General features: G+C 55.3%; 10 protein-coding genes. 9 read left to right on the forward strand and 1 reads right to left on the reverse strand.

Going from position 1 to position 7,601, the window contains the following annotated elements:
- Positions 1–330: 330 nt before the first annotated feature.
- On the reverse strand, positions 331–1,017 hold the full coding sequence (yihA, locus tag MPRO_RS24715) for a ribosome biogenesis GTP-binding protein YihA/YsxC (protein ID WP_067299061.1): 687 nt from the start codon (positions 1,015–1,017) through the stop codon (positions 331–333).
- Between the two features lie 198 nt (positions 1,018–1,215).
- On the opposite strand from yihA, the gene MPRO_RS24720 reads away from it, so the two are divergent.
- The 9 genes from MPRO_RS24720 (at position 1,216) to tatC (ending at position 6,996) form a co-directional block, all read left to right on the forward strand.
- A complete protein-coding gene (locus MPRO_RS24720) occupies positions 1,216–1,818 on the forward strand; it encodes a c-type cytochrome (protein WP_067299062.1) in 603 nt (200 codons plus the stop codon).
- Between the two features lie 140 nt (positions 1,819–1,958).
- Complete coding sequence (locus tag MPRO_RS24725; protein ID WP_067299064.1) at positions 1,959–2,591, forward strand: thiol:disulfide interchange protein DsbA/DsbL; 633 nt, start codon at positions 1,959–1,961, stop codon at positions 2,589–2,591.
- Between the two features lie 192 nt (positions 2,592–2,783).
- Entirely contained in the window at positions 2,784–4,415 is a 1,632-nt protein-coding gene (gene ubiB / locus MPRO_RS24730; protein WP_067299066.1) for a ubiquinone biosynthesis regulatory protein kinase UbiB, read from the forward strand.
- An 84-nt stretch (positions 4,416–4,499) separates the two neighbouring features.
- Positions 4,500–4,910, forward strand: a complete 411-nt coding sequence (hisI, locus tag MPRO_RS24735; RefSeq protein ID WP_067299067.1) for a phosphoribosyl-AMP cyclohydrolase — start codon at positions 4,500–4,502, stop codon at positions 4,908–4,910.
- Positions 4,903–5,235 (forward strand): phosphoribosyl-ATP diphosphatase, encoded by a 333-nt coding sequence (locus tag MPRO_RS24740; RefSeq protein WP_067299069.1) that lies wholly within the window; start codon positions 4,903–4,905, stop codon positions 5,233–5,235. The genes hisI and MPRO_RS24740 overlap by 8 nt, the downstream gene beginning before the upstream one ends.
- Before the next feature lie 3 nt (positions 5,236–5,238).
- A complete protein-coding gene (locus MPRO_RS24745; protein ID WP_067299071.1) occupies positions 5,239–5,574 on the forward strand; it encodes a histidine triad nucleotide-binding protein in 336 nt (111 codons plus the stop codon).
- Positions 5,575–5,589: 15 nt separating this feature from the next.
- Entirely contained in the window at positions 5,590–5,847 is a 258-nt protein-coding gene (gene tatA, locus MPRO_RS24750; protein ID WP_067299073.1) for a twin-arginine translocase TatA/TatE family subunit, read from the forward strand.
- Positions 5,848–5,869: 22 nt separating this feature from the next.
- Positions 5,870–6,226 carry a Sec-independent protein translocase protein TatB gene (gene tatB / locus MPRO_RS24755; RefSeq protein ID WP_067299075.1) on the forward strand — a complete coding sequence of 119 codons (357 nt, stop codon included), beginning with the start codon at positions 5,870–5,872 and terminating at the stop codon, positions 6,224–6,226.
- Positions 6,226–6,996, forward strand: a complete 771-nt coding sequence (gene tatC, locus MPRO_RS24760) for a twin-arginine translocase subunit TatC (protein WP_067299077.1) — start codon at positions 6,226–6,228, stop codon at positions 6,994–6,996. The genes tatB and tatC overlap by 1 nt, the downstream gene beginning before the upstream one ends.
- Positions 6,997–7,601 lie beyond the last annotated feature (605 nt).

The following is a 7,601-nucleotide window of genomic DNA, read 5'->3' on the forward strand; positions in this document are numbered from 1 at the left end:
GTTGGGGCGGTGTCAAGGTGACCCTGTTGGAGCCTGTGCCGGCTGGGGTATCGGAGCGGTTTGATGGCTCATGTTGCGCCTTGCTGGCGCGTTACTGGCAAAGAAAGCAACCAAAGCTCTTTACCTTGAAGAATACGCCCTGATGAAGCCTATTCGCTGCGCTCTGAGATCATTCGGCGCGGTACATCCATGTACCTCATCGCGGGCGCATCAGTCCCTGTTGCGCCCCTTCGGGCCTGATCGCCGAATGACCTCAGTGCTCGCCGGCTTCATAAGGGGAAGCAAGAGCCGCTCTGATGTTTCGGTGGCAGTAGGCAACTAGCGGCCTGCTCAGGCGTCGTTGTCATCCATGTCATCATCGTAGTCAGCATCCATATCGGCGGCTTCAGCGTCTATGGAGTCGAGCTGCAACCAGCTGTTAAGACGGCTGTGCAGTTGCTCGATACCGCTTTTTTTCAGGGCCGAGAAGGTCTGCACGCTGACGTTGTCCCCCAGGCGAGCTACGAGATCCTTGCGTATTGTCAGCAGTGTACTCTGGGCCGGGCCGCGCTTGAGTTTGTCCGACTTGGTCAGCAGCACGTGCAGCTGCATACCGGTGGATTCACACCAGCCCACCATCATTTCGTCGAACTCCCTCATGGGGTGACGAATATCCATTACCAGCACCACGCCACGCAAACAGCCGCGCTTTTGCAGGTAGGCATCAAGATGTTTCTGCCAATGCTCCTTCATGGCCACCGGTACTTTGGCATAGCCATAACCTGGCAGGTCGACGATGCGAGTGCCCGGAACATTCAGGTCAAAGAAATTGATCAGCTGTGTGCGCCCGGGTGTTTTTGAGGTGCGTGCCAGCTTGGAATTGTTGGTCAAGGTATTGATTGCGCTGGATTTGCCAGCATTGGAACGGCCGGCAAAGGCAACCTCGGCGCCTGCGTCTTCCGGGCACTGGCTCAGGCGAGCCGCACTGGTGTTAAAAACGGCGCTGTTGTACTTGATGGGCGAATCAGAGGTGGGCATATGGGCTCGCTTTGGTGCCTTGGTCGGCGGCAGAACAGATTGTATCCGTTCCAGTTTATCTGGGTATTGGTTATAATGCCGCCAAATTTTACCTGTGGCTGCGTATAACTGCCAGTCAAGGCGATACACTGAATACAAGTTTACGCCGGTGCGCCGGGGTGGACTCAAACTTTCTCAAGCAAGAGTCTGGGCTAGTCGATGAATAAACTACTGATCAGCTTACTGGTGACCTTTGGAATTTCGGGCGTGGCTCAGGCCGCAGGTGATGCCGCTGCCGGGAAGGCCAATACGGCCATGTGTGCCGCTTGCCATAGCGCCGACGGCAACAGTGCCGTACCGAACTTCCCCAAGCTTGCCGGGCAGAACGAAGCCTACCTGCTCAAACAGCTCAAAGACATCAAGGCTGGCTCCCGTCAGGTCGTGGAAATGACCGGATTGCTGGGCGGTTACAGCGATCAGGATCTCGCCGACATTTCAGCTTACTTTGCCAGTCAGAAAGTACAGATCGGTCAGACGCCGGAAGATCAGGTTGCTCTGGGCCAGCAGATTTACCGCGCTGGGCTGAAGGATAAGGGCGTCGCTGCCTGCACGGCTTGTCATTCTCCCAATGGTACAGGCGTCGCATCGGCCGGTTTCCCGGCCCTGAGCGGCCAGCATGCGACCTATGTGGAGAAGCAGCTGAAGGCTTTTCGTGACGGCGCGCGTGCCAATGATCCCAATGGCATGATGCGTGATATCGCAGCCAAGCTCAGCGATATCGAAATCAAGGCTGTTGCCGCTTACGTTCAGGGTCTGAACTGATTCTGGCGTTCAGCCAAGGTTTTGTTAAGGCAGCTTAGGCTGCCTTTGTTGTCTTGGTGGCCTGTGCCGGTGAGAGTCGAGTGAACTTTGGCGGCTAAAGAGAGTCCCCGTATATCTACAGTTTTTCGGAGAAAGGGAAGATGATTAGAAAGTTCTGTGTGGGTCTGGTGGCACTGATGATGTCGCTGACAGTTTGGGCCGCCGAGGCTGACAAGTTTCAGGACGGTGTGCAGTACGAAACGCTGCCCTTCGCCGTGAAGACGGCTGATCCTGCCCGGGTTGAGGTCACCGAGATGTTTGGTTACCTGTGCCCGCACTGCAACAGCTTTGAACCCCTGGTTGCGGGCTGGCACAAACGCCAGAACGCCGACGTGCAGTTTGTGCGCGTACCGGTTGTCTTCGGGCGTAGCTGGGAGCCTTTCGCCCGCGCCTACTACACCGCTGAGCTGATGGATGTGGTCGACAAGAGCCATCAGCAGATGTTTGATGCTATTCACCTCAACAAGCAGCGTCTTTCCAAGACAGAAGACATGGTTGAGTTTTACGGCAAACTGGGTGTTGATCGCGAGAAGTTCGGCAAGCTGATGAACTCCTTTGCCGTTAACACCAAGCTGAACCAGGGTGAGTCCAAGGCCCGCAGCTATGAAATCACCGGCGTGCCGACCATGGTGGTCAATGGCAAGTATCGCGTAACCGCAGCCTCCGCTGGCGGTCACCGTCAGATGCTGGAAGTGGTCGACTATCTTGTTGAGAAAGAACGCAAGTCCATGTAGTTCATGGTCTGATCTGCAAAAGCCGTCGGCACTGTCCGGCGGCTTTTCTGTTTGTGGCCCCGGCGGTTGTGCCGCCAGGCCAGCTATTGCTAGCCGTATCTTTACCTGTTCGCGGTCAGCAGGCACACTTGGGCGCGGCGAGGCTTGGACCTCGCCTTTTAGTTTTAGTCAGTCAGACAGGATTCCCTACAGGTGCGACGACTTCTGCGCATAGCAAAAATTGCTCGAGTGTTGGCCCGCTATCGGCTGGATACCTTTTTTGATCAGGTACCGCTGCCCTGGTATATGCGGTTGTGCCTGCGTTTGCTGCCCTGGCGTTACTTTATTGCCGTGAATCAGCCGCAGGGCGAGCGGCTGCGCCTGGCGCTCGAAGCGCTGGGGCCGGTATTCATCAAGTTTGGCCAGATGCTGTCGACAAGGCGTGATCTGCTGCCGGATGAGATCGCCCTTGAACTGCAGCGCTTGCAGGATCAGGTTCCGCCTTTTCCGGGTGAGGAGGCACGCCTGATCGTTGAAAAGGCGCTCGGCAAGCCTGTGGGCGAGCTGTTCGCACAGTTTGAAGCCGAGCCTTTGGCTTCGGCCTCGGTGGCCCAGGTGCATGTTGCAAGGCTGCATAATGGCCGCGACGTGGTCGTGAAGGTGGTGCGCCCTGGGATAGATCGCACCATCCGCAAGGATGTTGATCTGCTCTATACCTTTGCCCAGCTGTTGCAGTGGAGCTGGCCTGAGGGGCGCAGGCTGCGCCCGGTTGAGGTGGTGCGCGAGTATGAACAGACCATTTTTGACGAGCTGGATCTGCGCAAGGAAGCGGCCAATGGCTCCCAGCTGCGGCGCAACTTTGAACAGTCCGAGATTCTCTACATACCCGAAATTTTCTGGGACCTGACGCGTCGCAACGTACTGGTCATGGAGCGGATTCAGGGTATCCCGGTAGCGGATGTCGAGCAGCTGTGGGCGCAGAACACCGACATGAAGGCGCTGGCCGAACGGGGTGTCGAGATATTCTTTACCCAGGTTTTCCGGGACAGCTTTTTTCACGCCGACATGCACCCCGGCAATATCTTTGTATCGCGCGAAAACCCGTCACAGCCGCAGTACCTGGCGGTGGACTTCGGTATCGTCGGTTCACTGACACCGGAGGACCAGAACTATCTGGCTCGCAACTTCCTGGCCTTTTTCAAGCGCGACTATCGGCAGGTGGCGCAGCTGCATATCGATTCCGGCTGGGTGCCGCCTGATACCAATCTGTACGCTTTTGAAACGGCCATACGCAGCGTCTGTGAACCCATTTTCGAGAAACCGCTGAAGGATATTTCCTTTGGCCAGGTACTGCTGGGTCTGTTCCAGACCGCACGCCGCTTCAATATGGAAGTACAGCCCCAGCTGGTGCTGCTGCAGAAGACCCTGCTCAATGTCGAAGGTCTGGGTCGGCAGCTCTATCCGGAGCTGGATTTGTGGAAGACAGGGAAACCCTACCTCGAAAACTGGATGAAGAACCGCGTCGGCCCCAAGGCACTGTTGCGTACGGTCAAGGAGCAGGCGCCAGAGTGGCTCGACAAATTGCCCCATATGCCGCAGCTGGTGTTCGATGCGCTGCAACAGATCAAGCGCATGGACACCCATCAGCGCGCCCAGCAGCAGTTAAACCTGCAGGCGCAGGAGTCGATTGCGCGGCGTCGTCGGCGCTCCAGGGCCTGCGGGGTCGTACTGCTGGTGCTGGCTGTCATACTGGGGGCGGGAGATCCTGAGCCCTGGCTACAACAGTTGTCGGCGACTGGATGGCTGATGGCGGCCGGCGGCTTTTATCTGCTACTAATGCATTAGGCCTGCGGCCGTTGTGGCTTGGCGTTAACAGGGGCTTCGGTTATTCTTGCGTGCTCCAGTCGGTTTTAGGTTCAAAAAGAAGTTATGTCAGAACTCTGGCTTGATCAGGTGAAGTGGAACAATGATGGCCTGGTTCCCGCCATCGCTCAGGATCACAAGAGCGGCCATATTTTGATGGTGGCCTGGATGAATCGCGAGGCGCTGCAGCTAACGGTGCAAGAGCAGCGCAGTATTTACTGGTCGCGCTCGCGGCAGAAGCTGTGGCGCAAGGGCGAGGAGTCCGGCCATGTGCAGCAGTTGCATGAAATCCGCCTTGATTGTGACGGCGACGTCATTCTGCTTCAGGTGGAACAGCTGGGCGGCATCGCCTGTCATACAGGGCGTGAAAGCTGTTTTTACAGCGTACTGGACGGCGCTCACTGGATTCCGGTAGACCCGGTGCTCAAAGAGCCCGGCAGTATCTATAAAAAAACCGAGAATCCCGCCGATGAATGACGTTTTGCAACAACTCGGTGTTTTACTCGAAGAGCGCAAGACCGCTGCGGCTGACAGTTCCTACGTCGCCAGCCTGCATGCCAAGGGGCTGAACAAGATTCTGGAGAAAGTGGGTGAAGAGGCCACCGAAACGCTGTTAGCCGCCAAGGATGCCAGCATCAGTGGCGATAACAGTGAGGTGATATACGAAACGGCGGACCTGTGGTTTCACAGCCTTGTCATGCTGTCTCATCTGGGCGAGTCGCCCCAGGCGGTACTGGATGAGCTGGCGCGTCGTTTCGGGCTTTCAGGGCTGGACGAAAAAGCTGCCCGCAGCAAGGATTGACGCATGACTGGCTGTATTTTTTGTCGGATAGCCCGGCATGAAGCTCCGGCCAGTATTCTGTACGAAGATGAACTGATCGTGGCGTTTCGGGACAGGGCTCCCAAGGCGCCTGTGCATCTGCTGGTGGTGCCCAGAAAGCATGTTTGCAATCTGGCCGACCTGCAGCCACAGGATCAAAGCTTGATCGCCCACATAATGATGAAATTACCGCAGATAGCGCGGTTGAGTGGCCTTGAGAACGGATTTCGTACGGTGACCAATACGGGACCCGGCGGTCGTCAGGAGGTCTACCACCTGCATTTTCATATTCTTGGTGGCGGCACATTGCCTGCCATGTGATTCGGGAGAGATGTTATGGGTTTTGGTGGTATTAGTGTTTGGCAGCTGCTTATCGTGCTTGCGATTCTTCTGTTGCTGTTTGGCACCAAGAAACTGCGCAATATTGGCGGTGATCTCGGTGGTGCCCTGAAGGGCTTCAAGAAGGCGATGTCGGATGATAGCGACGATGCCAAGGATTCGAAGAAGCTGGACAAAGAGGAAGACGCTCAGTTCTCCGAAAAGGTCGATACGGCGAAAAAAGAAGCCGTTAAAGACGACAAGAAGGCTGACTAATTAAGCCAATACGGGCCCCTGAATGTTCGATATAGGCTTTGCTGAGCTACTTATTGTGGCTGTTGTTGCGTTGCTGGTACTTGGTCCGGAGAAACTTCCGACGGCGGTCCGCACTCTGGGGTTGTGGATGGGCAAGTTCCGCCGCACGGTGAGCGGTATCCAGTCCGAGATCTCGGAAGAATTGCGGCTGGATGAACTGCGCCGCAATGCGTCCATCGAGAAGGACCGGCTTGAGGAAGAACTCTCCGAAATGAAAACGCCCTACCAGTCTGCCAAGCCTGGGGCGAGCGATGCTGCGCCCTTTGGCGAGGCCCAGGCGCCGTCTGCTGATGCTGGCGCGGGTGGTGGCGCCGCTTCGCGTGACAAGGCGGAGTCCTGATGACCAAGCTGAATGAATCTGAGTCCCCAGCTGAGGAACAGCCGCTGATTTCGCACCTGGTGGAGTTGCGCCAGCGATTGATCTGGGCGTTACTGATAGTCATGCTCGTGTTTCTGAGTCTGTTCTATTTTGCCAACGACCTCTACTCCTACCTGTCCGAACCGCTGACCGCGCTCTTGCCGCCCGGTACGAGCATGATAGCAACAGATGTGACCTCGCCATTCTTCGCGCCTTTCAAGTTGACGCTGGTGTTGTCGATCTTTGCTGCTATGCCATTTATCCTGCATCAGATCTGGGGCTTTATTGCACCAGGTCTGTACAACCATGAGCGGCGTATTGCGATTCCCCTGCTGATTTCCAGTATCGCGCTCTTTTATAGCGGTATTGCCTTTGCCTACTTTGTCGTTTTTCCGCTGATATTTGGTTTCTTTACCAGTGTCGGACCGGAGAACGTCGCAGTGATGACCGACATCAGCAGCTATCTCAATTTTGTGCTCAAGCTTTTCTTTGCCTTTGGCATAGTATTCGAGATTCCTATCGCGACCCTGCTGATCATCTGGAGTGGTTTATCCACGGTAGAGAGCCTGGCGAGCAAGCGCGCTTATGTAGTCGTGGGTTGTTTTGTTGTCGGTATGTTGCTGACGCCGCCAGATGTTATTTCCCAAAGCTTGCTGGCGCTACCCATGTGGCTGCTGTTTGAGCTGGGTCTGATTCTGGGTCGCGTTATTGTGCGCAAGCCCAGCGAGGATGATGCCCAAACCGATGAGTAAAAATGGCGGATAGCAGAAGCGCTCGGCAGGCTTGAGAGCTGAGAGCTGAGAGCTGAGAGCTGAGAGCTGAGAGCTGAGAGCTGAGAGCTGAGAGCTGAGAGCTGAGAGCTGAGAGCTGAGAGCGGTATGAGTGGTTAATACCTATATAAAGGCGGCTGATTCAGGCGCCTTTTTCTTTATAGGCGCTTTCCAGTCTGTGACTTCTTGTTCTGTACTTGTAGTGCGAAACGGTTTTTCAGCGAAGGGAGGGTAAGTCCTGGTCAACTTCTGTATGTATATAGCTCTATATTGGGTCCGCAGGCTGGGTTTTCAGCCCCAAAACATCTATTTTGAGTTTTATTACAGTTAATTGTAAAAGGGCTGTTGACTCTGATCGGGGGCAATGTAGAATGCGCACCTCGCTTAGGGAAAGCGGCTTTAACAGCCACCGATCAGAGCGGGCAAGTCGGAAGTAAGTGGTTGATTTTCAAGTGTTTAACTTGATGAATTGGCCGGCAGTATCGGCTCTCTCTTTTATACACATCTGACACTGCCGACGACTCACTACGTGTAGATCTCGCTGGTCGTCAGAACATGAAAAAAACAAACAACAAAAAGATAACGAG

Origin of the sequence: Marinobacterium profundum (assembly GCF_001528745.1) — a bacterium.
GTDB classification, from domain to species: domain Bacteria; phylum Pseudomonadota; class Gammaproteobacteria; order Pseudomonadales; family Balneatricaceae; genus Marinobacterium_A; species Marinobacterium_A profundum.